Raw genomic sequence first — 25877 nt, 5'->3', positions numbered from 1 at the left:
AATCGAAGCGGATGGGCGGCCTCTTATTGCCGCATGATCTATCCAGAAAACCGGTTCCCACTTTTCTGGATCATGCTCTAGGGTGCGGCAAAGCCGATTTCAGGTACATTCATGAGATCCTCACGCAACGTCATCCTCTGCGCTGACGATTTCGGCCTTGCCGATGGGGTGAGCCGGGGCATCGTCGAACTGGCCGAGATGGGGCGCCTTTCGGCCACGGGGGCCATGACCAACATGCCCGGCTGGCGGCGAGCTGCGGGCGATCTGAAGCCCCTTCAGGACCGGATCGCGATAGGCCTCCACCTCAACCTCACGGCGGGATTGCCCCTGGGGCCGATGCCACAACTGGCTCCGTCCGGTGTTTTTCCCAATCTGAAGGACCTGCTGCCGAAGGCGCTCAAGCGCCAACTTCCGGCGGACGAGATCGCGCAGGAGATCGAGCGTCAGCTTGACGCCTTCGTGGAGGTTCTAGGCCAGCCGCCTGCGTTCGTGGACGGCCATCAGCACGTGCATGTTCTGCCGGCGATCAGGCCCGCGTTGATCCAGGCTCTGGCGAAGAGGGGCTATGCCGAACGTGTCTGGCTGCGCGACCCTTCCGACAAGGTCGCGGCGATCCTGCGCCGCCCTATCGGGCGCAGCAAGGCGCTGGTTGTCAAATCCCTGGCCCGCGGCTTCGCCAAGGCGGCTCATGCGGCAGGCTTCGAGACGAACAAAGGCTTCTCGGGATTCGCCCCGCTTGATCTCTCGGTGTCGGCTGAAAGCGTCTTCGAGGAGGCGTTCTCGACGCTTGGGCCTCGTCCCCTCGTTATGTGTCATCCGGGCTATGTGGACGAGGAGCTGCGGGCACTCGATCCGGCGGTGGAGAGCCGCCTTGCGGAGCTGGAATATCTGAAATCCGATGCCTTCGATGACTTGCTTGCCGAGCGGCGTTTGAGGCTCGCTCCAGCCTTCTGAGCCGGAATAAGGCCGCAATTTCCCATGAAATTGGGGAGATTACCTGTGGTCAGAATGTGTAGCCGTGCAGGCTTATCCGAGGGCTGAGGGGCCAAGGGAGCAAGCCGATGCAGGAGGCGTCCTCCGTCAACGAGACTGAGCGGCTGGCAGCGCTTGCCCTCTACCAGGTTCTCGACACGCCTCCTGAATTCGCCTTCGATGCCGTGACCGAGCTCGCAGCGGAGATCTGCAGCTGTCCCGTGGCAATCGTCAGCCTGATCGATGAGCGGCGGCAATGGTTCAAGTCCAAGTATGGCCTGCCTGCCGATTTCACTGAATGCCCGCGGGAGATCACTGTCTGCAATTCTACGGTTTGCTCCAATGACCTCGTCTATGTGCCCGATCTGACCGCTCATGAGCGGTTCAAGCACGTCGGCGTGGTCACGGGCGAGCCGCACCTGCGCTTTTACTGCGGAATGCCGCTGATCTCGCGCGAAGGGTATGGCCTGGGCACCTTGTGTGTCGTGGCCTTCGAACCGCGGGAGCTGCGCCCGTCCCAGCGTGAGGCCGTGCGCCGTCTCGCACAGCAGGCCATGGCCCTGCTCGAATTGCGGCGCCAGCTTCTGGAGCGCAACGCCCTGTTGACGGAACTGGCTCATGCCAAGGCCGCGGCCGAGGAGGCGCGGGACCAGTCCGAACGACTGCTGCGCAACATCCTGCCGGAGCCGGTGGCCCGCGAGTTGCAGCGCCATGGGAAGGTCGAGCCTCGCTTTCATGAGGCGACCACCATCCTCTTCGCGGATTTCAAGAAATTCACGCTGCTGACGGAAAGCCTCGACCCCGCACGGCTGATCGATCAGCTCGACCAGAATTTCGGGCGCTTCGACGAGATTGCGGTCGCCAACCGGCTGGAGACCATCAAGACCATCGGCGATGCCTATCTCTGCGCAGGCGGATTGCCCGTGCCCAGCCGCAGCCATGCCATCGACACCTGCCTGGCGGCCGTGCAGATGCAAGCCTATATCCAGAGCGCCAACCGCCAGCGCGAAAAGTTTCGCCTCGCACCCTGGGAGCTGAGGATCGGCATCAACTCAGGCCCGGTGATCGCCGGCATCGTCGGTCATCGCCGCTTCACCTATGACATCTGGGGCAATGCGGTGAATGTTGCGCAGCGCCTCGAGGAGGCCTGCGAGCCGGGGCGTGTCAACATTTCGGCGAGCACGTTCCATCATGTCTCTCGCCTGTTCGAGGCCGAGGCACGTGGATCGGTTGGCGTCAAACATATCGGCGCCATCGATATGTACTTCCTCAACCGCATCCGGCCCGAGTTCAGTGCCGATGCGGAGGGATGCACGCCCAATGCGGAGTTCTGGCGCGCGAGCGGCGCGGGCTGAAACGAAAACGGGCCTCCGAAGAGGCCCGTCTGACGCAGCTTTATATCGCTTACTTCGAGGCCTGCTCGAACATCTCCTCGACATGCTCCCAGTTCACGAGATTGTCGAGGAAGGCCTTGACGTAGTCGGGACGGCGGTTGCGGTAGTCGATGTAATAGGAATGCTCCCACACGTCGCAGCCGAGGATCGGCTGGGCGCCGTGGACCAGCGGGTTCTCGCCGTTCGGGGTCTTCATGACGGTGATCTTGCCGTCCTTGAGCGCGAGCCAGGCCCAGCCCGAGCCGAACTGGCTGACGCCGGCCTGGATGAAGTCTTCCTTCATCTTGTCGACCGAGCCGAGATCCTCGACGATCTTCTTCTCGAGCTTGCCCGGTAGGGCACCGCCGCCATTGGGCTTCATCCACATCCAGAAGTGGATGTGGTTGTAATGCTGGCCGGCATTGTTGAAGAGGGCCTGGTTCTTGCCGTAGGAGCCCTTCACGACCTCCTCGACGCTCTTGCCCTCGAATTCCGTGCCTTTCAGCAGGTTGTTGCCGGTGTTGACGTAGGCCGCATGGTGCTTGTCGTGGTGAAACTCCAGGGTTTCGCGCGACATGTAGGGCTGCAGGGCGTCATAGGCATAGGGCAGTTCGGGCAGGGTGAACGACATCGGCGTCTCCTTTGGATTGAGCGACCGGGGGCATCGGACCCGAAAGTAATGGCGACTTTGGGGTCGATCCGATGCCGGTCACTTGCGACCGCGCATCGCCGGATGCGCTTGAGGGTTAGTTAAAGCGCAGAGCGCCTAAGAGCAACGGTCAAGCTCCAGACTTTTTTCTGCTCAAGCTTCACAGCCGGTTGTCTTTTGCCTATAGAAGCATAGCTTTTCCGCAGTAATCCTTGGTTTGCGTATGATGGAGACGGCATGATCATCGCTCTTCTGGCCCTCGCTCTTGCGATGATCCTCGGCGGATTGCTGGCTGCTTTCTTCGGATGGGATATCGTTCTGGTCGAACGCGGCTGGACGATGGTGATCGCAGGCAGCATCACGGCTGCAAGCGGCGCGCTGCTGCTCGGCATCGCGGCGGCGGTTTCCAAGCTGGCGAAGATCGAAAAGCGGCTCACCGAGCGGCAGGCCAGTTTCGGAGGCGATGAGTTCGGCCTGGGCCATCGTGCGCCCGGAGCGCTGGCCGGTGCAGGGCTTGTCGGCGGGCTCGCCGTTGCCGAGGCAGCCGGTGCCTTCGAGGAGCGTACCGACGAGGCTAGTGCGGACGAAAGCCAGCCGACCCTGCCCCTCTTCGAGGAACAGGAGAAACGCGAGCAGGATGAGCCCCAGGACAAGCCCATGGTGGCTGCCGCCGAGTGGCCCAGCGACAGGGATGCAGCCCCTGTCATCCCATTCCCGCCGCGAACCACCCCGGTGGCCCTGCCTGTCGAGGATGAGCAGGAGCAGGACCTCAAGGTCCCGGATTTCCTCCTGGCCGACCGGCAGCGCACCGATGAGGACGCGCAACTCGTTGCCGAACCGGGTCTCGACATCGACGTGCCTGAGCAGGAAGATGAACGGGAGCCCGAGAGCCTCGATCGCGACCGGAGCGAAGAGCTTCTCGAGGCTGTTTCGGATGTGGAGCCCGAGCGGGAGCCGCAGCTGGATCGCGAACCTGCCGCCGCGGAGACCGATCAGGAAGCCTTTGCCGAAAACGAGACCACGTCCGGCGAAGAGGGGCCGGCCACGATCATCGGCACCTACAATTCCGGCGACAACAAATACGTCATGTTCTCGGATGGCTCGATCGAGGCTCAGACCCCGAGCGGCACCTTCCGCTTCCAGTCGCTCGACGAGCTGAAGGAGTTCATTGCGGCCGGCGGCGAAGGCAATTCGTCGGCTAGCCTTTGAAGAGCGGAGCCAGGGCGCGGAAGTCGTCCGTCGCCGCCCGCTCCATCCATTCGAACGCCACCATCTCCGTCGTCACCCAGTGGCATCCTGCATGCAGCAGGCGCGCGCAGGCGGCACTGACGCTATGAGGCGAGCGGCTCGACACCGCATCGGCCACCACGAAGACCTCGAAGCCTGACGTCTTGAACTCCAGCGCCGTCTGCAGAACGCAGACATGCGCCTCGGCTCCGCAGATCACGAGGTGATCCCGGCCGCTGCCTCTTAAAGCGGCGATCCGCTCCGCAATCGAAGGCTCCCGGGCGGCCGAGAAGGTGGTCTTCGACAGGGTGACGGCCTCATTGGGGAGCGCCTCCGTCACCGATGGAAGAGTGGCTCCGAGCCCCTTGGGGTATTGCTCCGTCACCGTCACGGGAACCGCAAGCCGCTTGGCCGATTCGAGCAGGATACCCAGATTGCGGATGAGGCTTTCGCCCCCGTGGATGGCAGGCATCAGGCGGGCCTGAACATCGACGACCACAAGGTGCGAGCGGCTTGCGTTCATCAGCATGGCGTCATTGATCCGGGTTAAAGAGAGGCGGTGCACCGGGGATCGGCAAGGTCATGGTGAAGCGCAGGCCCTCTTCGGGGAAATCCATCGAGACGTCCGCCTGAAGCTGCGTCGCCAGAACTCTTTGCAGCAGGCGAGATCCGAAGCCCTGGCGGGTGGGGGCGCTCACCCGCGGCCCGCCATGCTCGGTCCAGGCAAAGTGCAGGATCGGCCGCTCCTCGCCCGGCTCCACCCGCCAGCGCACCTCTACCTGACCGCCAAAGGTCGACAGGGCTCCGTGCTTGGCCGCGTTGGTGGTGAGCTCATGAATGGCCATCCCGATGGGCACCGCTGCTTCCGAGGGCAGCTCCACGTGCGGGCCATCGAAGACGATGCGGTTTCTCGCCTCGTCCGCGTAGGGGCCGAGTTCGGTCTGGATCAGATCCTCGAGAGCCGCTTTCTGCCACAGATCCTCGGTGAGCAGGTTGTGGGTGCGGGCGAGCGAGACGATGCGGCCGACGAAGCCCTGGTAGAACTCGTCGATGCTCGATGCCGTGCGGGCGGTGGAGCCGACGATGGCCTGCACGGTGGCGAGCGTGTTCTTGACCCGGTGGTGCAGCTCACGGATCAAAAGCTGCTGCCGCTCCTCGACCTGTTTGCTCTCGGTAATATCTTGAACGATGCCACTCGTGACGAGGGTTCCGTCCTGGGCGTGAGAGGTGTTCCCCTGAGAGGCGATCCAAACCAGGGCGTCATCGTTGAAGCGCCTGATCCTGTACTGCACATTGTACGGTATGCGAGCCGCCTTGGCGTTCTGCTTCACGTGAGACGTTCGAGTGAGATCCGCCGGATGGACTCTGCTCTGAAGCTGTTCGCCCGTGATGCTAGCCCCGCCGGGCAGGCCGAGGATCTCGGCTGCCCGGTCGGACAGGTTGATGAGCTGAGTGGCACTATCATAGATCCAGTCACCCATCTTGGCGGATTGCAACGCGAGGCGAAGCTGCTCCTCGCTTTTGCGCAAGGCGTCCTGGGTTACTTTCAGATCGTGGATGTCGACGCTCGTGCCAACCCACCCCTTGAACTCCCCCGACGGCGTGTGGATGGGAGCGCCTTGAATCAGATGCCAGCGATAGACACCCTCGTGCGAACGGTAGCGAGCTTCCGTGGTGTAGGGCGTATGCTGGGTTACGACCGGCACGAGTTCATCTTGCATGCGCGCCATGTCGTCGGGATGAATGGCGGTCATCCAACTATGGCCGAGCGCCTCCTCGGGAGACAGGCCGGAATAGGTGACCCACCGTTCATTCGTGTAGATGAGCTCGGTCCTGGGGTTGAGGATCCAGACCAGCGCCGGCAGCGACTCTGCAATCAGTCGGAAGCGGGCATCGGTTTCACGTAAGCCGATCTCGGCACGCGCTTTCTCGACGGCTGTCCAGGTGCGCTCGGCCACGTCTTCGGCGAGCGCGAGATCGTCCGTCGACCAAACACGCGGTTCGGCCGAATGCATGTAGAGGATCGCCGTCAGTTTCTCGTCCTTGAGCAGGGGGACGGCAAGAGCAGATCTTGCATTGATCGTGCTGTAGGCCGCCTGAACCTCCGGCTTGTCGGCGCGCGGATCGTTCCTGATATCCTCGACATAGATAGGGCGCCCCTGCCTGAGCTCCGCCATCATGGTCGGAAGAAAATCGTAAAGGCGATAGGCACGGCCCTCGTTGCCGATGACACCCTTGGACCATTCCCGCTCGACAAGAATGATCCCACGCGTGTCGTCAACCTCGCCATAGCCCGCGCAATCAACCTTCAGGAACCGGCCCAGGCTCTGGGCCGTCGCCTCCATGATCGCATCGGGGTCCGCGAGGCTGCGCAGCTGATCGTTCAGCTGCAGGAGAAACTCCTGACGCTTCTGAGCGAGGTGGATCTCTTCCTTGATCTTCTCCCGTTCGGTGATGTCCTGAACCACCCCGAGGATGCGGATGGGCTTGTCGCCCTCGAAGACCGCACCGCCCTGAACCTGAACGCGAATGATCCGGCCGTCCGGTCTGATGATCCGATGATCGATGTTGAACGGCGTTCTTGTCCTGAGGCCGAAAGAGATAGCCTGGCGGACCCTTTCGAGATCGGCCGGGTGGAACATGTTTTCCAGCCGGTCATAGGTCAGCTCGGCATCCGACGGCAATCCTAAGCTGGCCTTGAAGGTCGCAGTGCCGACCATCACGTTGGTCTCAAGATTGCGATCCCAGGCACTCAGCTTGCCGATCTCAAGAGCCATCTGCAGTTTGCCGCTGGCGACGCGGTAAGCTGTTTCGGTCTCATGCAAGGTCCTCTCCAGCTCCGCCACGCGCTGCATGAGGTCATTGTCTTGGGACGTGCTCCTCCCTCCCTTCCGAAGGGAGGGCACACCATTCACCGGCTTTTGATCTTGAGCATTCACGGTTTTGGAGCGCCTTGATTACAGGTCATATGTCTCGTAACCCTCTGCAAAGATATAGGGTTTCGGGTCAAGTCTGGAACCCCCCGATGCACTTCAGCGCGAAGGTATAAGCCAGAGCGACTTCCTCGAGACGATCAAAGCGTCCGGCGGCGCCCGCGTGTCCGGCTTCCATGTTAAGCTTGAACAGGATCGGGCCGCCGCCCGTCATGGTGGACCGGAGCCGCGCCACCCACTTCGCCGGTTCCCAATAGGTGACTCGCGGGTCGGTCAGGCCTGCAAGCGCCAGGATCGCCGGATAGGCCTGAGGCTTCACATTGTCGTAGGGCGAATAGGACAAGATCGTGCGGAAGGCGGCTTCGTCCGCGGCCGGGTTGCCCCATTCCGGCCATTCCGGCGGGTTCAGGGGCAGTTCGCTGTCGAGCATGGTGTTGAGAACGTCGACGAAAGGCACCTCGGCGATGATCCCGGCGAAGAGGTCGGGCGCCAGATTGGCCACCGCGCCCATGAGCATGCCGCCGGCGCTGCCGCCATGGGCGACGATGCGGCCGCGGGAGGTGTAGCCGGCCTGGACCAGGGCCTCACCGCAGGCGATAAAATCCGTGAACGTGTTGGACTTCTTCTCGCGCTTGCCGTCCATGTACCAGCGCCAGCCCTTTTCCGTTCCGCCGCGGATATGCGCGATGGCATAGACGAAGCCCCGGTCGACGAGGGACAGGATCCCGGTGCGAAAGCTCGCCGGCATGGACATGCCGTAGGAGCCATAGCCGTAGAGCAGGCAGGGCGCGGATCCGTCGAGGGTAACCTCGCGCCGGTGAACGACGGAGACCGGCACCCGCTCTCCGTCGGGAGCCGTGGCGAACAGGCGGCGGGTAACGTAGTCGGCGGGGTTGTGGCCGCTCGGCACCTCCTGGCGCTTACGCAGCGTGCGTTCGCCGGTGCGCAGGTTGTAGTCGATCACCTCGCTTGGGGTGGTCATCGACGAGTAGTGATAGCGGATCACGTCCGTGTCGAACTCGTACCCCGCGGTGAACCCCAGCGAGTAAGCCTCCTCGGCGAAGGCGATGCTCTCCTCCCGGCCTGTTGCGAATTCCCGGAGGACGATGCGGGGATTCGCGTCCTCCCGCTCGAGGCGCACGAGATAGCGGGCGAGCGCCACGTGGGAGAGGATCATCGTGCCCGGACGATAGGGCACCAGATCGCGCCAGTGCTCGCGTCCCGGTGCGGCGACGGGAGCGGTAACGATCTTGAAGTCCTCAGACCCGTCTGCATTGGTCAGGATGATGAGATCGTCGCCATGGTGCTCCACATCGTATTTGAGATGCAGAGTACGCGGCTCGACCACCCGCGGCGCGGCCGACGGATCGGTCCGGTCGAGGAGCCAGATTTCGGAGGTTTCGTGGTCGCTCGCCTCGATGAGCACGAAGGCATCCGACTGGGTGGTGCCCAGCTTTACGAAGAAGCCCGGATCCTTCTCCTCGTAGACGATCTGGTCCTGATCGGAGCCGGTGCCAAGGCGATGAAGCCTGACCCGGACCGGGCGGTGGTTCTCGTCGAGTTCCACATAGAAGAATCCTGACGAGTCGTTGAGCCACACGGTGCCGCCGGAGGTCTGTGCCACCTCGTCAGGCAGATCGGTGCCGCTCTCCAGGTCGCGGACGCGGATCGTGAAGTATTCCGAGCCCTTGATGTCGGCGCCCCAGGCCAAGAGCCTGTGATCGGGCGAGTGATCCGCTCCGCCGAGATCGAAGAAGGGATGGCCCTCGGCCTCCCGGTCGCCGTCGAGCATGATCATTTCAGGCCCGCCCTCGCGCGGCTGGCGGCAGACCAGCGGGTGCTGCCCGCCCTCGCGGTAGCGGTTGAAATAAGCGTAAGGCCCGTCCGGTTCCGGAACGCTGGAATCGTCCTCCTTGATGCGCCCGCGCATCTCGGCCACGAGGCGCGCCTGGAACTCCTCCGTGCCGGCGAAGGCCGCGGCCGCGTAGGCATTCTCCTGTTCAAGGCAGGCCCGGATCTCCGGATCGAGGACGGCGGGATTCTTGAGAACCTCTTTCCAATTCTCCGCCTTCAGCCAGGCATAGTCGTCCCGAACCCGAGCCCCATGCATCTCGAAGACATGCGGTTTTGCGGAAATCGACGGCACAGCAGGCAAGGGATGGAAGGGGAGGCGCTCGGGTTTCATGAAATCTTCCGGTGAGGGCATTGGGCAGGGATTATGCACAGATAACTCGGATTTCCCATGGAGGGTCCGCATGGGACCCGATAGGGGCCCGAATGTTCTGTCGAAGTGCCTTTTTAGTTACTTCTTTGGCTCCGAGGCATGAAAACCATGTGATCGTGAGCCTAACCTATGAACACAGGCATTAACTTTTGCTCCAGGGTTTATTGCACAGTGAAAGATGATACGAAGTTTTCCAAAGTTTTCCTTTTGAACATCTTGCATTGAGGCTGAATTTGCCATACTTGGACGAGCAAGCACGATTTCTGTGCAAGTACGGTGCGGTTCTAGGAAGAGGCAAGCATTGCTTCAGACGAGAATGCTCAAAGATAGGTTGAAAAGCTTTTTTGAGCTGTTCTAAAGAGCCGGAAAGGAAGAAAATCAAAATGAGCGACAACATCGCTGCTTCGAACTACATTGAGCTGGCTGCCGACATCGTTTCCGCCTATGTCAGCAATAATTCTGTTCCTTCATCCGATCTTCCGACTCTGATCAATGAGGTTCATACGGCTCTTCTGCGTGTCGGGGGCGGCACGGTGGAAGCCCCGGTCGAGGCGCCCAAGCCCGCGATTCCGGTGAAGAAATCCGTGACCCCGGATTACATCGTCTGCCTTGAGGACGGAAAGAAGTTCAAGTCGCTGAAGCGCCATCTGCGCACGCAGTACAACATGACCCCCGAGCAGTACCGCGAGAAGTGGGGCCTGCCCGTCGATTACCCGATGGTGGCTCCCAACTACGCCAAGGCCCGCTCGGAGCTCGCCAAGGAAATGGGCCTCGGCCAGCAGCGCCGGAAGCGCCGTTCCTCGCGCAGCGCCAGCTAATCGACTTTCATACGTTGAAATCAGCCGCCCCTCGGGCGGCTTTTTTCATTCCGGGGCTCGGCCGGTCTTAACCCTTTGCGCGAAGCGGCTTCGATACGCCGCCGGACTGGTGCCGAGGCGCGAGCGGAAGTGATGGCGCAGGGTTGCTGCGGAGCCGAACCCGGTTGCGCCGGCAATATCCTCGATTGAGGTCCGGGTCGTCTCCAGCAATTCGCGGGCGCGGATCAGGCGCTCTCCGAGCAGCCACTCGCCCGGCGGCAGGCCTGTTGCAGCCTTGAAGCGGCGCAGGAACGTCCGCGTGCTCATGCCTGCCTCTGCGGCCAGTCTGTCGATGGGCTGCTCTTCGCTGAGCCGCTGCCGCATCCGGTCGAACAGGGGAGCGAATCTCGCCCCCTCCCGGGCCGGTGGAACAGGACGCTCGATGAACTGCGCCTGGCCGCCCTCCCGATGCGGCGGCACCACGAGGCGGCGGGCGAGCCGGTTGGCGATCTCGGGGCCGAAATCACTGCGCACCACATGCAGGCAGAGATCGATTCCGGCCGCGCTGCCGGCGGATGTGAGCAGCCGGCCCTGGTCCACATAGAGAACGTCCGGCTCGACCCTGATCTCGGGATAGGCTTTCGAGAGTTGCTCCACGTAATGCCAGTGTGTCGTTGCGCGACGTCCCGACAGGAGGCCCGTGGCGGCGAGTGCAAAGACCCCGGAGCAGATCGACATCAGCCGTGCGCCGCGCGCATGAGCCTTCTGCAACGCCTCGACGAGCGTCGGCGGAACAGGTTCAGCGGAGGCTCCGCGCCAGCCGGGAATCACGATGGTGTCCGCCTGCTCCAGAAGTTCGAGGCCGCCATCAGCCATGATCTGGAAGCCGCCGATGGCGCGCAAAGGGCCGGGCTCGATGGCGCAGACGGCGAAGCGATACCAGTCCGGTCCCATCTCCGGACGCGGCAGCCCGAAGACTTCGACAGCGATGCCGAATTCGAAAGTACTCAGGCGATCGTAGGCGAGGGCGACGACGAGGCGGTTTGGCATGATGTTTACGTCTGTTGGCGGGAGCGCCACTTTTCACCATGACGCGTGTACGGAACTCTGGCCATGGCTTTTCCACAAGGAGGATCTCATGCCAGCCAGTTCCGTCGCGGCCATTCCAGCGGCCGCACCTGCCATCGCACAGGCGCATTTCGCCGCCCGCCTTTCGCTCGAGACCGACTGCGCCGATGTGCACGACGCATTCGTGAGCGGCCAAGCCGACTTCGTGCTTCTCGACGTGCGCGGGCCCAAGGCTTATGCGCGCAGCCATGTTCCGGGCGCCCTCAACCTTCCGCATCGGGAGATCACGGTAGAGCGGATGTCCGCCTGGCCGGACACGACGCTGTTCGTGGTTTACTGCGCCGGGCCACATTGCAATGGCGCCGACAGGGGCGCGCTGCGCTTGGCGCAACTCGGACGCCCGGTGAAGCTCATGCTCGGTGGGATGACGGGTTGGGCCGACGAGGGGTTTCCCTTTGCAGAGGGCGTTGAACCGGGGTCGCTTGAAGTCCTGTCGGCAGCATAAAAAGGCGCGATCCCTCGCTGGAAATGCGGGGGATCATTGCGGCCTTTGTGCGGGCGGATCCGGCGCTGTCCGCGTTATCCTCAGTCTTATCAACAGTTTTGAATCGCGTTGACAACTAGGAATATGCCCCCACTATCGAAGGAGGAAGGGGTACCCCTTCCATACTTTATTTGTAGGAACAAAACATGAACATAGAAGACGGCGATGCGGTTCATCAAAGTATTGCCGCGGCAGACTTTTCAGCACCGGGGAAGGCCGGTTTGAAGAGGCGTAGAGGACGTGCGAGGAGCAGGGTGGTGCCGGACATTGCACAACCGGCAGGCGATTCCCTGTCCCGTGAGGCGAGGCGCCTGCTCGGGGCACTCGGCCAAGCGGAGACCTGGGCGTTCGTCGATCCGACGGACCCATCGAGCGTGCTTATCCACAGGCGCCAGGGCAGCGTCTCGGTCGGGGCAGGGCGCTTTGCATCGGCCTCCGCGGACGCCCTCGTGCGCGCGGATCTCGCGGGCTGGCAGCAGGCGGCCTTGGGCCGCCGGACTCTGCGGCTGACCTCGGCCGGCGAAGCCCATCTGCGCCGCATCACCTCGCCCGATGCGGACCTCGCTTTCCTGCATCAGCATCGCGAGACGGAGGCCGCGACGGTCGAGACTGCCACGGGCACGTCCCGTGTGCGGATCGACACGGAGGAGAGCCCTCTCGACTGGCTGCGCCGGCGCCGGGATCGCAACGGCGAACCGATGATCGACGAGGCAGCCTATCAGGCCGGGGAACGGCTTCGCACGGACATCATGCTCGCAGGACTCCTGCCGGGCGTAACCGCGCGCTGGGACGCGATGCCGAGGGCGGGCGGCCCTGCTTCGCCGGGCGAGGCCATCGACCGGATGGTTGCGGCCCGCCAGAGGCTCCGCCACGCCTTCGATGCCATCGGGGGCGATTTCAGCGACCTGCTGCTCGACCTCTGCGGCTTCCTCAAAGGGCTGGAGCAGATCGAGCGGGAGCATCAATGGCCTGCGCGGTCCGCCAAGGTGGTAATCCGCCTCGCGCTGGGGCGCCTCGCGGAGCATTACGGCATCGAGTCGCAAGCACGTGGCCCGGCTGCCTCGCGGGGCATCCGCACATGGCAGGCGGTGGTGATCGAGGGCGGGCGGATGTGAGGGCAGCTGCTCTCTTACTCATTCCCGTCATGGCCGGGCTTGTCCCGGCCATCTCGATTGGAAGAGCAGTGAGCCATATGGATCGAGATCACCGGCACAAGGCCGGTGATGACGACAGAGGGTGTTAAGAGCCAGTCAGCGCCATCTGCGCATCGCGGCGGATGCGCTCGACCATGGATCTGACGCCGTTCGACCGTTGCGGCGTCAGATGCTCCGAGAGGCCGAGCTCCTTGAACAGGCCAAGCGCATCCGTGGAAAGCGCCTCGGATGCGCTCTTGCCGTTGTAGAGGGAGATCAGGAGCGCCACGAGGCCGCGCACGATATGGGCGTCGCTGTCGCCCAGCAGATGCAGAACCGGCTGGCCGCCGGAGGATTGCACATCCGTCTGGAGCCAGACCTGGCTGGCGCAGCCCTGCACCTTGTTGACGTCGCTATGGGCGTCGTCCGGCAGCGGCTGCATCATCCGGCCGAGCTCGATGAGGTAGCGATAACGCTCCTCCCAGTCGTCGAGCAGCTCAAAGTTGGAGACGATTTCGTCGATGGTCGGCAGCATGGAAAACCTGTGATGTCTGCCGCTCATATAGCCATCGGCCCGTCCTTTGGCGACGGGTGCGCTGGAATTTACGTGCGCGGCTTCGATGCGGCCAGCGCGCGGTCCTCCGGCTTCAGGGTATCGGCCGGCCTGGAGGCGTCCGCGAGGGGCAAGCCCGACGACGTCAGAATCTTGTCGACCACGGCCTGCTTGGCGCTGTCGGGCAGGGCCTTCCACACGGTCTCCAGATGGCCGGGGCCCTCGTGTGCGGACGGCACGGAAGGAGCCACCGGCTCGGCGGTTTTCGGCGTGAACAGCGCTTCGAGGGCAGCGGTGCCTTCGCCTTGCTGGCGAACCGGCGAGTAGTAGAAAATGGCGCCGACGATCAGGATGAAACGGAGAATGGACAACATCGTGGTGACTGGATGGCCTGGAGCGAACAATGATGCAGCATCATAACGGACTCGGTGCCTTCCGCGTAGGCGTGCCACGGGAAACCTGCAAACAGGATGAATGAAACCTTGCTGCTCTTTCCCAGCGCCAAGCTGTTGCAACTTCAATGAAAATTCAGGCAATCTTCGCTGCCCCTCGGCCGGCGGGCGCCGGAATCGGTGCTGGCTGTAATCTCCCTGGTCGAAGGGCTGCGGCAATTAGGTTTCGTTTAAGCGGCCTCTGTCAGGCTCCGTACCAGAAGGACAACAAGCGGAGCGCGCCGCGGGCTTGTCCTTTGGCTTAAGTGGTCCAAAACGACCTCATCCTTTGAGAACGGAACGATCCCTTGCGTGACGCTTTTGTCGATCCGCCCGATGACGATCTGGACCTTCCCGCCGTGGTGCGGCGCAAGGCGCCGACAAGGCCGCCGCAGCGGCGCGCCGCAAAGCCCTCGCGCAGGCCGGGCATGGCCGAGCAGGCTGCCGCTTTCGTGTTCGGTCACCCGCGGCACATTCTCGCCGCCCTGTTCCTGACCGGATGCGGAGGAGCGATTGCCTGGAACGCGCTGGCGCTGCAGAGCAGCCGCCATCCCGCGCCCCTTTTCAACACGCGCGAGATCGTGCTCGCACCCGAGCCTTCTCCCGAGGTTGGGACCGATCAGCCCTTGCCTCCCGTGCGTCCCGGGGCCGAACTCACCGAGCAGTCGTCGACGGGGCCGAATCCGCATGCCTTCGTGCCGCATGCAGTCGCACCTGAGGCGAGTGCCGCCGGCCCAGCGCCGAAGCCTGCGGGGCGCAACCCGATCACGGAAATGATCCGCAACGGCGGCCAGCCCGCGCCGGCTGCCGCGCCTCCCGCACGCGCTCAGCAGCCTGCGCCCGCGGCGGCACCCCCGGCACGCACCGCCGCGCGCGATCCGATCGCGGACATGATCCGCATGGGCGGGCCTGTGCCGGTGCCGCCCGGCAATGTGGGCCGGCCGGACCCCGGCGACACGGTCCTCGCGGGACAGCGCGCCCTCGCGCGGCTCGGCTACAGCGTGAAGGTGGATGGCGTGATGGGCTCCGGAACGCGGCAGGCCATCGAGCGCTTCGAGCAGGATAAGCGTCTGCCCGTGACGGGCGAGTTCAACGCGCGCACCCTGCGTGAGTTGTCCAGCGCATCCGGCATCGCGGTTCAGTAGTGGCGCGCCTCCGCTCAGACTTCTGGGTCTCCGCCTATCTCCGCCGCTGCTCGGTGGAAGGTCTCGACGCAGCCCTGCGCAAGCGCGGGGCGGCCGAGGCCGGAGCGATCTTCGTGAAGGTGGATCATCTCGACGGCACTGCAAGCCTGTACGGCCCCGCGCCGCAGCTCTTCCTCGACGACAGCGGCGAGCGGCTCTTCGCCCCCATCCTGCAGGGCGTCATGCCCCTCGACGTAGAGGAGCGCATGACCCGCGAGCTGCGCTTCGATCCCGACCTCTGGCTCGTCGAGGTCGACGACCGCCAAGGCCGCCATCTCCTCGATCTTGCGCCGGGCGACTAGTTTCGGCGATCCATCCGTTTCAGAGGGCTCTGCCGACCGTCATCGTCGACCTGAATTCTTCATCGCTGTCGATGAAGGCTGCCTCAGTGCCGGCCCCGACTGCGTCAAAGAACCGGCTGACGAAGCATCGAAAGGCCGCGCAGAGAGCGATGTCGCAGATCTGCCGGTCCGAGAATCCTGCTGAACGCAGCCGCTCGATATCGGCTTCCGAGATGCGCGATGCATCGGTCGCGACTTTCTCGGCATAGGACAGCATCTCGACGTCCTTCACGGACAAGTTTGCTGTCCGGAAGTCATTGTGAACGGCAAGGACGGCGTCCTTCGATCCGAGATCTTCGATGAGTTGCTTGCTGTAGACCTGCGAGCAGTAAGTTGACGGGATGTGCTTTGCGGCAATGAGCGTGATCAGACGCCATTCGCGCAGGCCAAGAGAAAAGCCGGCGCGGATCCTGTCCGAGAAGTCCGTGTAAATCGGCAGCAGGTCCGGGCGGGCGGTGAAGCACTTCGCCGCCTCCATGACAAACCCGAGCTGTGCTCTCTGGCGCTCGTAAATCTCGGCGATTCTGCCGGTTGCCTGCTCTTCCTCAATCGTTTCCAGGAACATCCGACCACCCTCCGGTCCATCCCACAGCATGAGGAATCCTAACAGAAGTCCAGCCCGGGCGGCATCCTCCTCAGAACGGGACAGCGCATCCGCGGGCGATGCTGCGGCGGCTTAGGCCTGATGCTCTCGCGACAGCGCTCTCACGCCCAGGACCGACTCGACGAGCGCAAGGGCAATCGGGCCGGGGACGTCCCGTACCTCGCGCACCAGTTCCCTGACCGCCGAGAGCGGATAGGCAAGGGCAGGGTGAAGGCTGAGGAAGATCTGCGTCGCATCCCTCCTGCTCATGCCGAGCGCCTTCAACGCGAGTGCCAGCAGGCGGTGCCTTCCGACCTCGAGCACCCGCCACTTCGTCCAAGAGGGAATGCAGAGGAAGGTGGAGAGAAGCGCCTCCAGCCGCTCCACATCGCCCCGGCGGCTGACCGCCAGAAGTTCTGCAATGTCATCTGCGGTAAGGATGCACGACAGCGCAATGCGCCGCCGGGCCAGCAGGGCGGCGATGTCGTCACGGATTGCAGCACGTCGCGTGGCGTCGGCCGCGAGATAAAGGGTTGCTGCATCGCTCGACGAAAGATCGTCGCGCCCGAGAAGGATGCGGGCAAGGGTAGGCCGGCAGCGTGCGCGCTGCACCAGGAGCTTGAACGAGCCTGTGTCGGGCGCAACGGCAGGATTGGCCGCAAGGGCCTCGGCAACAGGCTCCTCGCCCAGAAGCAGCAGCTTTCGGATTGTTGCGGGATCGAGATCGAGACGTGCTGCGAGCCGCAGGCGACCTGCAGGCGTTGCGATCTGCCGGCGGTTCCCCGTCTCAGGCGGATGCGCGGCGTGCTGGAGCACGACCGCCCGTGCGTCGGGGGAATGCTGAACAAGATAGTCGAGAACGGATGCCGGCGCATCGGCACAGGGCGCGAGGATGCGGGCGAGCGCCAGGAGAGTGGCTGCGTCCGCGCGCGGCAGGGAGCCGAGCATGAGCGTCTCGAAGGTTTCGATGCTCTCCCGGTCGCGGGCTGGCGCGGCGACAAACATCTCCGCGTTCACTTTCAGGAGAGCGGCGCGCATGTCCGGTGTTGCGCTCTCGGAGAATCCGAAACCCGACAGGCCCGACCAAAGATCCGGGTTCGTAGAGGACGCCATACACAACTCGCTTGAACGCAACTGTGCGGAGGCTAGGGCGCGTATCTTAGCGCATCTTTAACGGGCGTCCGTTGCCCAGAATGTGAGCGATCAGAAGTGGAACATAAGCGCGGCCGTGACTGTTGTTTTCATGTCAGGCTGGGCCTTTTTCGACATGGTCCAGGCCGGTGGAAACCATCTGTTAACCATAGGCATCTTTTTGTGAGTCAGTCGTCGAGGCAGCCAGTGGCACCATAGTAGAGGAGGGCAAGATGCAAGACGTCTGGACGAGGTCGCCGGGAGTGGTGATCGCATTCCCGGATATTTCGGAGCGGCCGCCGCGTCCGCATCTGTCGGCGAACGAACCCAGGGGCGAGATCCTTCTCTTCACGGGTGTTCGCTATGAGAGGCCAGCTCCCAATCCTGGTCCTTCCCGCCCATTGCTGTCCAACGGCCGCGGCCGTCGCCGTTCCTGATCGTTAGAATTTTTTCATTGCCGAAGTGACGCCGTTAGGCGTCGTTCCGAGGTTGGCTAAATCGCGCACCATCAGCGCTGCATCCGGTCCATAGCTCGCGAGCTTTGCCCCCAGGCCCGGAACAGCGACCACGCGAAAGCCTGCCTTCTCCCAGAAGACTTGAGACTTGTTGACGGCAACGAGCGACAGGTTGTCGAAGCCAGCCTCGCGCGCATGGGCCAACAAGCGGTCCGTGATCCGTGCCGCATAGCCCTTGCCCCGCGCCTCGGGCAGAAGGGCAACGTCGTGGATGTAATAGGTGGTGGCTGAAGGTGGAATCGCGCCGAGAAGTCGGTTCAGAGGCGGCGGCTCCGCGAAGCGCCAGGGATGGGTGAGGGCATAACCGATGGCGCGCTCATCCTCGACCAGCATAAAGCATCCTTGTGGATAGAGGCGCTGCCGCTCCGCCAGAACCTCAGGATCCTCCGGGTGGCTGACATGGATCGCATCCGCCAGGGTCTGAACCTGACACAGGTCCTGCGGGGTCATCGGCCGCCAGGACATGCCTTTTAAGCGTCCTGCTCGGCCGTGCAGGAAACCGCCTTCGCCATCTCTTCCGCCTGAGGCCGCAGGCTGGGAGCGGGCGCGACGACGCGCACGATCACGAAGCCCTGCACCTCGGGTGCAACGATCCGCACGTCGCGGGACGGGGCGTTCTCATCCTCTGCGGCCCTGGCCTCGTCGAGCTGACGCGCCGTCATGGCAACGATGTCGAGTTCGCCGCGCACGGCGGCACGATCCGTCACGGCAAAGAACACGCCGCCCGTCTCCTTGTGGAAGGAGAAGGACAGCGGGAGCGAGCCCGTACGGGTGGCGACCCGCATCGGCCCGTTGCGCAGGTCGAAGGCGCAGGTTGCGACCGCCGCAGCGGGATCGGGATTGGGCAGCCAGGTATTCTCGCCGCCGGGTGCGCTGACGATCTGAGCCTTGTCGGTGGTCAGGGTCGACTGCACCTTGGAGAAGGCATCCTGATCGGCCAGATAGGGGCTGCCCAAGATCGCCGCGATATGGATGCCCACGGCGAGGACGAGTCCGCACAGGGTGGCGATGACGAAACGGCCGAATCCTCTCATGCGCCGCACTCCAGCCGCTGGATGACGGGCATGTCGGTCTCCTCGAGATTGGCTCCCGCCGCGCCCGGAGGATCGTAGAGGCGCAGCACCACCGTGAAGGCGCCACCCGCAGGAAGCTGGAGCCAGTTGCCCGGCTGCACATTCCGCGACAGAGCAATGGAGAAACGGTCCTGACCGTCGCGAAGCACCTCGGCGGACGTGAAGCTCCCGCGCCTGAGTTCAGTGCTCGGCAGGCGGCCGGCTTGGTCATACACGGTGAGAGTCCAGACACGGGCAACGGGTGCGACCGGACCAATGTTGTAGGAGCAGGCCGTGTCGAGGGGCCTGCCGTCATTGTCCACACTGGCCGTGAAGCCCATCCCTTCGCCCGCGGCGAGGGGGACGTCGCTTCTGCGGGCGATGATGGCCCGCATATAGGGGTCGGCCCCAGGGGCACCGAGCCGGGGCCAAGCCTGCCACGGGCCCAGCCGGAGGCTGCCGAAGGGCGGGCTGCCATTGATCGCCCAATAGGCCGAACCCAGGCCAAGCCCCAGCGCCAGAAGCAGCGTGTAGACGACCAGGATGGCTGTGGGAACTCGGCGGATGGACACGGACAGGGATGGCCTCGATGGCGCGCGCATCGAAGCGGCCGCAGGGGCGTTCGTCAAGAGAGCCTCACTCTGCATGGTCAGGGCATGGCAACCTGGCGGGGAGTATTCACAGCCGCCGAGCTGCGTGGCGCTTCCGGAGCCTTGCCCGTCGTGACAGAGCGGTCGACCGACTGGAACAGGGTGCCGATCCCGCCGAGAACCTCATAGGACCTGCGCGACAGGGTGCCGGCCAGGAAAGCCTGCGAGGGCGATTGAGCCTGGTCCGCTGCCGGACGGTTCGCGGAGGCGACGCGGTTGGCATTGGCCGGGCTTGCACCGGGGATCGGGCGGATCTCCAGGTTCTGGTGCGCGACTTTCATCACTTCCTGCCATGTCATGGCGGGAAGCGTGCCACCGGTCATGTCGTTCATCGGCGTGGAATCGTCGTTGCCGTACCAGACGCTGGCCACGAGGTTGCCCGTGTAGCCCACGAACCAGGCGTCCTTGTAGCCGTTCGTGGTGCCGGTCTTGCCGGCGGCCGGGATGCCCTCGATGATGGCGCGCTTGCCGGTGCCTTCCTCGACCACCTTGTTCAGCATGAAGTTCATGTCCTGCACCACGCGGGTGTCGAGCACCTGCTTGGGCGGGGTGTCCCGGTCACGGCTGAAGATGACCTCGCCGGAGGAGTTGCGCACCTCCCAGGCGGCATAAGGATCGGCGCGCTTGCCGCCATTGGCGAAGACCGCGTAGGCGGCCGCCATGTCGATGACGGTGACTTCAGCGGCGCCGATGGGCAGGGAGCTGGAGTCCGTAAGCGGATGCGTCAGGCCCATGCGCTTGGCCGTATCGACGATCACGGCGCGACCGGCTTTGGCGTTGCCCTTGCCGATCTCGAGCGACATGCGGACGGGAATCGAATTGATCGAGCGCGCCAGGGCAGACGTCAGGGACATGGAGCCAGAGAAGGAGCGGTTGTAGTTCTGGGGGCACCAATTGCCCAGGCAGATCGGCTGGTCGACTACGTTCGAGTTCGGCCGCAGCTTCGGATTGGTAGTCATGGCCGCCGCGTAGACGAACGGCTTGAAGGACGAGCCCGGCTGGCGCAGGCCGCCGGTGGCGCGGTTGAACTGGCTCTGGCCGTAATCGCGCCCGCCCACAATGGCGCGCACGGCGCCGTCGACATCCATGACCACGAGAGCGCCCTGGCCCGCCTTGTACTGGCGTCCGTGCTGACGAAGCATGTTCTCGAGGGTCTGTTCCGCATGGCGCTGCAGGGCGGTATCGAGGGGCGTTTTCACGATCAGCACGCGCTCATTGCCGAACTTCTTCTGCGATGCCTGGAGCTTCACCTGCTCGAAAGCCCAGTCGAGGTAGAAGTCCGGCGTCGTCTCGCGCTCCCGGTTCACAGGGGTGGCCGGATTGCGCCGTGCGATCTGGATCTGGCCCTCGGTCAGGAAGCCGGCCTCGACCATGTTGCGCAGCACCTCGTTCGCACGGGCGCGGGCGGCCGGCAGGTTGATGTGCGGGGCATATTTGGTCGGCGCCTTGAACAGGCCGGCCAGCATGGCGGATTCCGCCAGTGTCAGGTCCTTGGCCGGCTTGGCGAAGTAATACTCCGCCGCCGCCACGGCACCGTGAGCGCCGCCGCCCATATAGGCACGGTCGAGATAGAGCTTGAGGATCTCGTCCTTGGTGAGGTGAAACTCGAGCCAGAGCGCCAGAAACGCCTCCTTGATCTTGCGCTCGAGGGAGCGCTCGTTGGTCAAGAAGAGGTTCTTCGCCAGCTGCTGGGTGATGGAGGAGCCGCCCTGGACCACGCCGCCGCCCTGGGCATTGACCAGGAGGGCGCGGAAGGTGCCGATGGGATCGATGCCCCAGTGGTCGTAGAAGCGCCGGTCCTCGGTCGCCAGCGCTGCCTTGATCAGGTGATCGGGGAAATCCTCAAGCTTGTAGGAATCGTCGAGGTTCAGGCCGCGCCGCCCGACCTCCTGGCCGTAGCGGTCGAGGAAGGTGACGGCGAGGTCCTGGGTCTTGAGCCAGTCGTCCTCAGTTTCCCGGAAAGCCGGGAGGGCGAGCGCCAGCATGACCACGGCGCCGGCCGCGCCGAGGGTGGTCGCCTCGCTCGTCAGGTCGAGCAGAACACGGGGAGCGCCGCGAAACCGCAGGCACTTCATCTTTTCCGAATACCAATCCCATGCGCTCCCGAGGCCGCTGCGGCCCTGGAACAGGGCCGAATTGAGCCAGGCATCGAACGCGAGCGCGGCACGCTTGATCCGTGTCGTGAAAGGGAGGGGAGGCTGCTGGCTCACGGCGGTCCTTCGGGGCAGGTCGGCTGGCCCGACCTGGGTCATATTATGATCGTTCGGTATCCTAGCGGCAACGCTGAAGCGCGGCGAGGCTGATATATATAACTCCGAACCTTGTTTGTAGGTTCACGGAGATTTACCTCTTAGGGGCTAAAAGTCTGCGATCCGTGCGGTTTAGCACTTTCCTTCAAACCGCCTCAAAGAGACGTCAAAGCGCCCACATGCCAAATGCCGCACCCGTGATCCGCTCCCAGCCGGAGGAGCAGCCCTTCTGGCGCGTGAAAACCCTCGAAGCCATGAGCATCGAGGAGTGGGAGAGCCTGTGCGACGGCTGCGGCCGCTGCTGCCTCGTCAAGCTTGAGGACGAGGATACGGCCGAGGTGATGTACACCAATGTGGGCTGCACCCTCCTGGACGATCAGACCTGCCGCTGCCGCGATTACCCGAACCGTCAGGCCAAGGTGGCCGATTGCGTGCGCCTGACGCCGCAGGCCGTGCGCAGCCTGTCATGGCTGCCCCAGACCTGCGCCTATCGCCTGCTGGCGGAAGGCCAGGACCTCTACTGGTGGCACCCGCTCGTCTCCGGCGACCCGGAGACCGTGCACGCGGCAGGCATCTCCGTCCGCGACCGGGTGGCCGGGCCTGAGGAAAACTTCAGCATCGCAGAACTCCTGGAGCGCATCACCGATTGGCCGATGGAGCATCCCGAGGATTGAGGGGCGGCTTCCCTCGTCAGAAGGACCCTCCGGTCCTGAAGCCGCCTCCACCGAAGGATCCGCCCGTTCCGAAGCCGCCCGGCTGAGGGAAGGGGATGCCGCCGCCGAATCCGGAATCCCAGGGGCTGGGGCCGTGATGGAAACCGCCGCGCAGCACCTGCCCGAGAATGGCTCCCCCAATAGCCCCGGTGAGGACGCCCCCGAGCACGTTGCCGAGCGCGGCCTCGTTGCCGAAGGTGCCGTAGGGGGTGTCGTAGCCCTGGCTGCGCAACTCCTCCCATTCCTGTTCGATCATCGCCCGCCGCTGGGCCGTCTCCTTGAGCTGGCGGTGGGCGTCCACCGCTTGGCGCAGCGCCCGGTTGATCATCACGTCGGTGGCCTGAATGCGGCGCACGAGCGCCTCGTCCTGGGGCGTGGGAGTGCGCAGGGCTTCCTCGTAGAGTTGGTTGAGGTCCTCGCGCTCGTCAGCGGCGGCCAGCACCGCGACGGCTTCCCGGTAGGGCGCGTCCCCTTCCAGCACCGAGGCATCGTGGGTGCGGTCCAACTCGGCGAGGGCCGACCGGGCCTCGGCAAGGCTCCGCTCGGCATCATCCACGGCCTCCTTGTTCTGTGCGGCCTTTTCCTCCAGCGGCGGGATGCCGGCGGCCACGAGCGCCTGGCGCTCAAGCGCGGTTAGCCGGCTCCGTACGGTTCTGAGGTCATCGATGATGCGGCGGGCGTGCTCCCGCAGCCTTTCCGGGATCTCGTTGAGCAGGGCGTAGTTGGCCCTGGCCTTGTCGTAGCCGACAACCCGCGCCACGAGGCGGTCCATATACCGGGTGAACGGGCCAGCCCGGTAGGCGGCCGTGCCGAACTTGCGCCTCCACAGGTACATGAACAGCGGATCGGCCTCATAGGGGCGGCGCTTCTCGTCCCGGTCGGTTTCCGCCTGCACCGCCTTCTTCTCCGCCTGCTGGGCCTGTCCGGTGATCTCGGCCACCCTGGCACGGGACGCGATCCATTCGGGATCGACGCTGACCTTGGCCTCCACATCCCGGCGCAGGGATTCGACTTGGGCCAAGGCCTGCTCCAGCGCATCCACGGCGGCCTGCCGCTGTCCTTCCGCCTGTCTCACCCGCTCTTCGGCCTGGCGGCGGCGCTCGGTCAGCTGCCGCAGGGCTTCCTGGCGGCTGTTGAGCACGCTCAAGGCCTGACGTTCTGCGGCATCGAGCTGTCCGACGACCTGCTCCTGCCTGATCGCGTCGAGCTTCAGCCGCGCCAGCTCGCGGAAGGCTTCCGTGCGCTGGATCCGCAAGCGCCCGACCTCCTCGGTGGCGCGGGTATAGGCGAGCTCGCACTTCGCCTCCTGCTCACGGGCCTTCTCGATGACCTGCTCGATCTGCGCGAGTGCCTGACGTCCCGAAATCATCGCCTTACCATTGTGTGATCGCGCCTCCGAGAACCGGCATCTGATAGTCCACGTCGAGCTGGCCCCGGCGCTTCTCGCCCAGGCGGTTGCGCTGCACGATGCCGTCGTCGTTCTTGTCCCGCTGCACCTGCATGGCCGTGGTCTCGCTCACGCGCACGCCCCACTTGGATGCGTTCACCGTGCGGCCATCCTCCTCGCTCGTGACCGGCAGGCTGAGAATCCGTCCGTCCGGGGCAACCGGCTCAACGATCAGATAGTAGTTTCGGCCAGCCGGATTGCGCTCCGGCACCCGCCACACGCCGGAGGGCTCCCCGGGCCGGGAGACGATGCGCAGCACGTATTCTCGCCGCAGTTCCGCGCGCAGGACCTCCAGGTCGTTGAGGGCCTGCCGGGCCCCGTCGGCGTCGCCACGAGCGACGGCGGCTTGCCCGTCCGCGAGCAGGCGGTCGGCCCTTTCCTTCGCGGCCGGCACCTGGGTCTCCCGCAGCACGTCCTCATGGCCTTGCGTCAGGGCGACCGGCAGCCGTTCGGCCAGTTCGATCTGGTTCCTCTCGGCCTGCGCCTGCTCCTGCGCGACTCGCTGGCGGGCGGGCTCGACCACGCCGAACTGGTAGGCACCCCAGCCGAAGGCCAGCAGGGCCAAAAGCGTCAGCAGGCGCCGTCCGATCCGCCCGCGGTTCACCCAGGCCCGCGCCACCGTGCGGGAGAAGCTGGGGCCGGGGGGCGTATAGACGAAGCGCTGCTCTTTCAGAGCCTGTACGCCCTCCTGCAGGATCCGGTCGGGGACCTCAATGCCCTGTCCCCGATAGATTTCACGCAGGCGCTGCAGCAGCTGGGCGTCGCGGTCGCCTTCGCTGAGCTCGCGGCTGACGAGGTTCTCCTGGTGGCGGAGCGTATCCACCACGTCCATCGCGAGCATCACCTCGTCGAGGTTCCGAGAGGCGGGGTCGGGGGCGCTCGCGGGCGGTGTGGCGACCATCTCAGCCATTGGCCGGCAGCGCCTGTCCTTCCGCCACGAGACGCGCGATGCGCCGCTTGCCGTCCTCAACCGCGTCGCGGATCTCGGCGGAGTTCTGCGTCGCGAGGCGGCGCATCTCGCCGATGATCTCCTGCGAGCGTTCCTGGAATGTGATCACCGAATCGACGAGCTTCTTGACCGCATCGGCCCGGATGGTCGGCCCGTAACCCGCCCTCACGGCGGCCTCGCCGACCTGATCGCCGATCTCGGCCAGCACCTCCAGGCTGCGGGAGACGCCTTCCTTCATCTCGTTCAGGGTCTGTGTCGACTCGTTCAGGCCGAACATGCCGGTGAACGAGGCCTTGAGCGCCGTGAACACGGAATCGTTGGTGGAGAAGAACGTGACGGCCTGGGCATAGACGCGTTCCTTGGCGTTCGTCATTTGCATCAGCCGCGCCATGATTACTTCGGAGGTGTTGTAGCTGACGGTCAGGTTGTCCGAGAGATCCTTGGCGATCTGGTAGCGCTTCTCCTCGTCCTGGGTGCGCCGGAGCTGTTCGTCGCGGGTGAGCTCGAGGCGGGCGCGCTCGGCCACCTCCGTACCCTTGAAGTTGACAACCGTGTCGGAAGCACGCTGCAGGTCCGCCTTGGCGGCCTCAAGCTTCTGCTCGGCGGTTCGCAGAACCTCGAGAGCCATGACCTCGGCATGCTTGAGGGCACCGCGGAAATCGCGGTAGGCATCGAGGATGATCTGCTCGCGCTCGATCTGATCCTTGGTGGAGCGGGTCACGTCGAGATAGACTTCCTTGATCCTGTCGAAGCGGTCGGCGACATCGCCGCGCGAAATCTTCATCCAGACATTGTTGATGCGCTCGAAGAGATCGATCTTCTGGTCGTCGAGCTGATCGACCATCTTCTTGGTATCGTCGCGGATGGAGTTGAAGGATTCCGTGATCTCGCGGTAGCGCTCGCCGATCTCCATGGCCTGCGTCTGCTCGCGCACCACCTCGTTGAACACGCTGGTCTGGCCCAGGGTGCGGGCGATGATCACGATGCGGTCCTGATCCAGATCCGAGATCTTTTCCAAAAGCCCGTTGATCGGCGCATCCATGGCCTGAGGTGGGATGATCCCGAGCTCCCGCAGGGCGGACGTGGCCTTGTCGAGATACTGCAGGGGCGTTTTGACGACGATGTCGGACATGAGATCTCCTCCAAACCAGAGCGCGGC

The 25877-nt window shown here is 64.3% G+C and carries 25 protein-coding genes; 9 read left to right on the top strand and 16 right to left on the bottom strand.

Going from position 1 to position 25877, the window contains the following annotated elements; translation table 11 throughout:
* The first annotated feature begins 111 nt into the window (after positions 1-111).
* Positions 112-954, top strand: a complete 843-nt coding sequence (locus JQC81_RS08285) for a ChbG/HpnK family deacetylase (protein WP_203271336.1) — start codon at positions 112-114, stop codon at positions 952-954.
* 107 nt (positions 955-1061) lie between these two features.
* Positions 1062-2327, top strand: coding sequence for an adenylate/guanylate cyclase domain-containing protein (locus JQC81_RS08280; protein WP_203271335.1), 1266 nt, complete (start codon positions 1062-1064; stop codon positions 2325-2327).
* 49 nt (positions 2328-2376) lie between these two features.
* Here the strand turns inward: JQC81_RS08280 and JQC81_RS08275 are convergent, their stop codons facing one another.
* Positions 2377-2976: a superoxide dismutase gene (locus tag JQC81_RS08275; RefSeq protein ID WP_036359472.1), complete on the bottom strand. Its 600-nt coding sequence runs from the start codon at positions 2974-2976 to the stop codon at positions 2377-2379.
* Between the two features lie 255 nt (positions 2977-3231).
* On the opposite strand from JQC81_RS08275, the gene JQC81_RS08270 reads away from it, so the two are divergent.
* A complete protein-coding gene (locus JQC81_RS08270) occupies positions 3232-4203 on the top strand; it encodes a hypothetical protein (RefSeq protein WP_203271399.1) in 972 nt (323 codons plus the stop codon).
* Here the strand turns inward: JQC81_RS08270 and JQC81_RS08265 are convergent.
* The 3 genes from JQC81_RS08265 to JQC81_RS08255 form a co-directional block, all read right to left on the bottom strand.
* Complete coding sequence (locus JQC81_RS08265; protein WP_203271334.1) at positions 4193-4750, bottom strand: hydrolase; 558 nt, start codon at positions 4748-4750, stop codon at positions 4193-4195. The genes JQC81_RS08270 and JQC81_RS08265 overlap by 11 nt on opposite strands.
* Positions 4751-4754: 4 nt before the next feature.
* Complete coding sequence (locus tag JQC81_RS08260; protein ID WP_203271333.1) at positions 4755-7046, bottom strand: PAS domain S-box protein; 2292 nt, start codon at positions 7044-7046, stop codon at positions 4755-4757.
* 181 nt (positions 7047-7227) lie between these two features.
* Positions 7228-9339: a S9 family peptidase gene (locus JQC81_RS08255; protein ID WP_203271332.1), complete on the bottom strand. Its 2112-nt coding sequence runs from the start codon at positions 9337-9339 to the stop codon at positions 7228-7230.
* Between the two features lie 422 nt (positions 9340-9761).
* On the opposite strand from JQC81_RS08255, the gene JQC81_RS08250 reads away from it, so the two are divergent.
* Positions 9762-10196: a Ros/MucR family transcriptional regulator gene (locus JQC81_RS08250; RefSeq protein ID WP_199049482.1), complete on the top strand. Its 435-nt coding sequence runs from the start codon at positions 9762-9764 to the stop codon at positions 10194-10196.
* Positions 10197-10241: 45 nt separating this feature from the next.
* On the opposite strand, the gene ftrA is transcribed toward JQC81_RS08250, so the two are convergent.
* Positions 10242-11225 (bottom strand): transcriptional regulator FtrA, encoded by a 984-nt coding sequence (gene ftrA / locus JQC81_RS08245; protein ID WP_203271331.1) that lies wholly within the window; start codon positions 11223-11225, stop codon positions 10242-10244.
* An 88-nt stretch (positions 11226-11313) separates the two neighbouring features.
* On the opposite strand from ftrA, the gene JQC81_RS08240 reads away from it, so the two are divergent.
* On the top strand, positions 11314-11748 hold the full coding sequence (locus JQC81_RS08240; protein ID WP_203271330.1) for a rhodanese-like domain-containing protein: 435 nt from the start codon (positions 11314-11316) through the stop codon (positions 11746-11748).
* Between the two features lie 296 nt (positions 11749-12044).
* Complete coding sequence (locus tag JQC81_RS08235) at positions 12045-12902, top strand: DUF6456 domain-containing protein (protein ID WP_312887492.1); 858 nt, start codon at positions 12045-12047, stop codon at positions 12900-12902.
* A 124-nt stretch (positions 12903-13026) separates the two neighbouring features.
* Here JQC81_RS08235 and JQC81_RS08230 read toward each other — a convergent pair whose 3' ends face one another.
* Positions 13027-13482, bottom strand: coding sequence for a SufE family protein (locus JQC81_RS08230; RefSeq protein WP_246520307.1), 456 nt, complete (start codon positions 13480-13482; stop codon positions 13027-13029).
* Between the two features lie 41 nt (positions 13483-13523).
* Complete coding sequence (locus JQC81_RS08225) at positions 13524-13847, bottom strand: hypothetical protein (protein WP_203271329.1); 324 nt, start codon at positions 13845-13847, stop codon at positions 13524-13526.
* 365 nt (positions 13848-14212) lie between these two features.
* Here JQC81_RS08225 and JQC81_RS08220 point away from each other — a divergent pair, with 365 nt between their 5' ends.
* Together JQC81_RS08220 and JQC81_RS08215 are read left to right on the top strand one after the other, a co-directional pair.
* Positions 14213-15049 (top strand): peptidoglycan-binding domain-containing protein, encoded by an 837-nt coding sequence (locus JQC81_RS08220; RefSeq protein ID WP_203271328.1) that lies wholly within the window; start codon positions 14213-14215, stop codon positions 15047-15049.
* Positions 15049-15390, top strand: coding sequence for a DUF1491 family protein (locus tag JQC81_RS08215; protein ID WP_203271327.1), 342 nt, complete (start codon positions 15049-15051; stop codon positions 15388-15390). Before JQC81_RS08220 ends, JQC81_RS08215 begins: the two co-directional genes overlap by 1 nt.
* A 19-nt stretch (positions 15391-15409) precedes the next feature.
* Here the strand turns inward: JQC81_RS08215 and JQC81_RS08210 are convergent, their stop codons facing one another.
* The 6 genes from JQC81_RS08210 to JQC81_RS08185 all read right to left on the bottom strand — a co-directional run bounded on the left by JQC81_RS08210 (position 15410) and on the right by JQC81_RS08185 (position 21612).
* Positions 15410-16024: a carboxymuconolactone decarboxylase family protein gene (locus tag JQC81_RS08210; RefSeq protein ID WP_246520306.1), complete on the bottom strand. Its 615-nt coding sequence runs from the start codon at positions 16022-16024 to the stop codon at positions 15410-15412.
* An 81-nt stretch (positions 16025-16105) separates the two neighbouring features.
* Positions 16106-17125 carry a DUF2336 domain-containing protein gene (locus JQC81_RS08205; RefSeq protein ID WP_203271326.1) on the bottom strand — a complete coding sequence of 340 codons (1020 nt, stop codon included), beginning with the start codon at positions 17123-17125 and terminating at the stop codon, positions 16106-16108.
* 458 nt (positions 17126-17583) lie between these two features.
* Positions 17584-18123: a GNAT family N-acetyltransferase gene (locus JQC81_RS08200; RefSeq protein ID WP_203271325.1), complete on the bottom strand. Its 540-nt coding sequence runs from the start codon at positions 18121-18123 to the stop codon at positions 17584-17586.
* A 5-nt stretch (positions 18124-18128) separates the two neighbouring features.
* Positions 18129-18692: a DUF1254 domain-containing protein gene (locus JQC81_RS08195; RefSeq protein ID WP_203271324.1), complete on the bottom strand. Its 564-nt coding sequence runs from the start codon at positions 18690-18692 to the stop codon at positions 18129-18131.
* Positions 18689-19339 carry a DUF1214 domain-containing protein gene (locus JQC81_RS08190; RefSeq protein WP_246520305.1) on the bottom strand — a complete coding sequence of 217 codons (651 nt, stop codon included), beginning with the start codon at positions 19337-19339 and terminating at the stop codon, positions 18689-18691. Before JQC81_RS08190 ends, JQC81_RS08195 begins: the two co-directional genes overlap by 4 nt.
* A 20-nt stretch (positions 19340-19359) precedes the next feature.
* Positions 19360-21612: a transglycosylase domain-containing protein gene (locus JQC81_RS08185; RefSeq protein WP_203271322.1), complete on the bottom strand. Its 2253-nt coding sequence runs from the start codon at positions 21610-21612 to the stop codon at positions 19360-19362.
* 176 nt (positions 21613-21788) lie between these two features.
* On the opposite strand from JQC81_RS08185, the gene JQC81_RS08180 reads away from it, so the two are divergent.
* Positions 21789-22283 carry a YcgN family cysteine cluster protein gene (locus tag JQC81_RS08180; RefSeq protein ID WP_203271321.1) on the top strand — a complete coding sequence of 165 codons (495 nt, stop codon included), beginning with the start codon at positions 21789-21791 and terminating at the stop codon, positions 22281-22283.
* A gap of 16 nt (positions 22284-22299) precedes the next feature.
* On the opposite strand, the gene JQC81_RS08175 is transcribed toward JQC81_RS08180, so the two are convergent.
* From JQC81_RS08175 to JQC81_RS08165, 3 genes are read right to left on the bottom strand one after another with little or no spacing between them, the layout of a single operon-like run.
* A complete protein-coding gene (locus JQC81_RS08175) occupies positions 22300-23691 on the bottom strand; it encodes a coiled-coil domain-containing protein (protein WP_203271320.1) in 1392 nt (463 codons plus the stop codon).
* Between the two features lie 4 nt (positions 23692-23695).
* A complete protein-coding gene (locus JQC81_RS08170; RefSeq protein WP_203271392.1) occupies positions 23696-24670 on the bottom strand; it encodes a DUF6384 family protein in 975 nt (324 codons plus the stop codon).
* A gap of 1 nt (position 24671) precedes the next feature.
* Positions 24672-25850, bottom strand: a complete 1179-nt coding sequence (locus JQC81_RS08165; RefSeq protein WP_203271319.1) for an RLV_5639 family protein — start codon at positions 25848-25850, stop codon at positions 24672-24674.
* Positions 25851-25877 lie beyond the last annotated feature (27 nt).

Source organism: Microvirga arabica (assembly GCF_016811235.1).
GTDB lineage: Bacteria > Pseudomonadota > Alphaproteobacteria > Rhizobiales > Beijerinckiaceae > Microvirga > Microvirga arabica.
This window is presented reverse-complemented; position numbering and strand designations above follow the sequence as displayed.

Coding starts and splice junctions, on each gene's coding strand:
- JQC81_RS08205 (WP_203271326.1), bottom strand. CDS start 17,125: ATGGCGTCCTCTACGAACCCGGATCTTTGGTCGGGCCTGTCGGGTTTC.
- JQC81_RS08185 (WP_203271322.1), bottom strand. CDS start 21,612: ATGACCCAGGTCGGGCCAGCCGACCTGCCCCGAAGGACCGCCGTGAGC.
- JQC81_RS08180 (WP_203271321.1), top strand. CDS start 21,789: ATGCCAAATGCCGCACCCGTGATCCGCTCCCAGCCGGAGGAGCAGCCC.
- JQC81_RS08280 (WP_203271335.1), top strand. CDS start 1,062: ATGCAGGAGGCGTCCTCCGTCAACGAGACTGAGCGGCTGGCAGCGCTT.
- JQC81_RS08210 (WP_246520306.1), bottom strand. CDS start 16,024: ATGCTGTGGGATGGACCGGAGGGTGGTCGGATGTTCCTGGAAACGATT.
- JQC81_RS08250 (WP_199049482.1), top strand. CDS start 9,762: ATGAGCGACAACATCGCTGCTTCGAACTACATTGAGCTGGCTGCCGAC.
- JQC81_RS08170 (WP_203271392.1), bottom strand. CDS start 24,670: ATGGTCGCCACACCGCCCGCGAGCGCCCCCGACCCCGCCTCTCGGAAC.
- JQC81_RS08240 (WP_203271330.1), top strand. CDS start 11,314: ATGCCAGCCAGTTCCGTCGCGGCCATTCCAGCGGCCGCACCTGCCATC.
- JQC81_RS08275 (WP_036359472.1), bottom strand. CDS start 2,976: ATGTCGTTCACCCTGCCCGAACTGCCCTATGCCTATGACGCCCTGCAG.
- JQC81_RS08165 (WP_203271319.1), bottom strand. CDS start 25,850: ATGTCCGACATCGTCGTCAAAACGCCCCTGCAGTATCTCGACAAGGCC.
- ftrA (WP_203271331.1), bottom strand. CDS start 11,225: ATGCCAAACCGCCTCGTCGTCGCCCTCGCCTACGATCGCCTGAGTACT.
- JQC81_RS08200 (WP_203271325.1), bottom strand. CDS start 18,123: ATGTCCTGGCGGCCGATGACCCCGCAGGACCTGTGTCAGGTTCAGACC.
- JQC81_RS08175 (WP_203271320.1), bottom strand. CDS start 23,691: ATGATTTCGGGACGTCAGGCACTCGCGCAGATCGAGCAGGTCATCGAG.
- JQC81_RS08255 (WP_203271332.1), bottom strand. CDS start 9,339: ATGAAACCCGAGCGCCTCCCCTTCCATCCCTTGCCTGCTGTGCCGTCG.
- JQC81_RS08225 (WP_203271329.1), bottom strand. CDS start 13,847: ATGTTGTCCATTCTCCGTTTCATCCTGATCGTCGGCGCCATTTTCTAC.
- JQC81_RS08265 (WP_203271334.1), bottom strand. CDS start 4,750: ATGCTGATGAACGCAAGCCGCTCGCACCTTGTGGTCGTCGATGTTCAG.
- JQC81_RS08195 (WP_203271324.1), bottom strand. CDS start 18,692: ATGAGAGGATTCGGCCGTTTCGTCATCGCCACCCTGTGCGGACTCGTC.
- JQC81_RS08230 (WP_246520307.1), bottom strand. CDS start 13,482: ATGAGCGGCAGACATCACAGGTTTTCCATGCTGCCGACCATCGACGAA.
- JQC81_RS08270 (WP_203271399.1), top strand. CDS start 3,232: ATGATCATCGCTCTTCTGGCCCTCGCTCTTGCGATGATCCTCGGCGGA.
- JQC81_RS08285 (WP_203271336.1), top strand. CDS start 112: ATGAGATCCTCACGCAACGTCATCCTCTGCGCTGACGATTTCGGCCTT.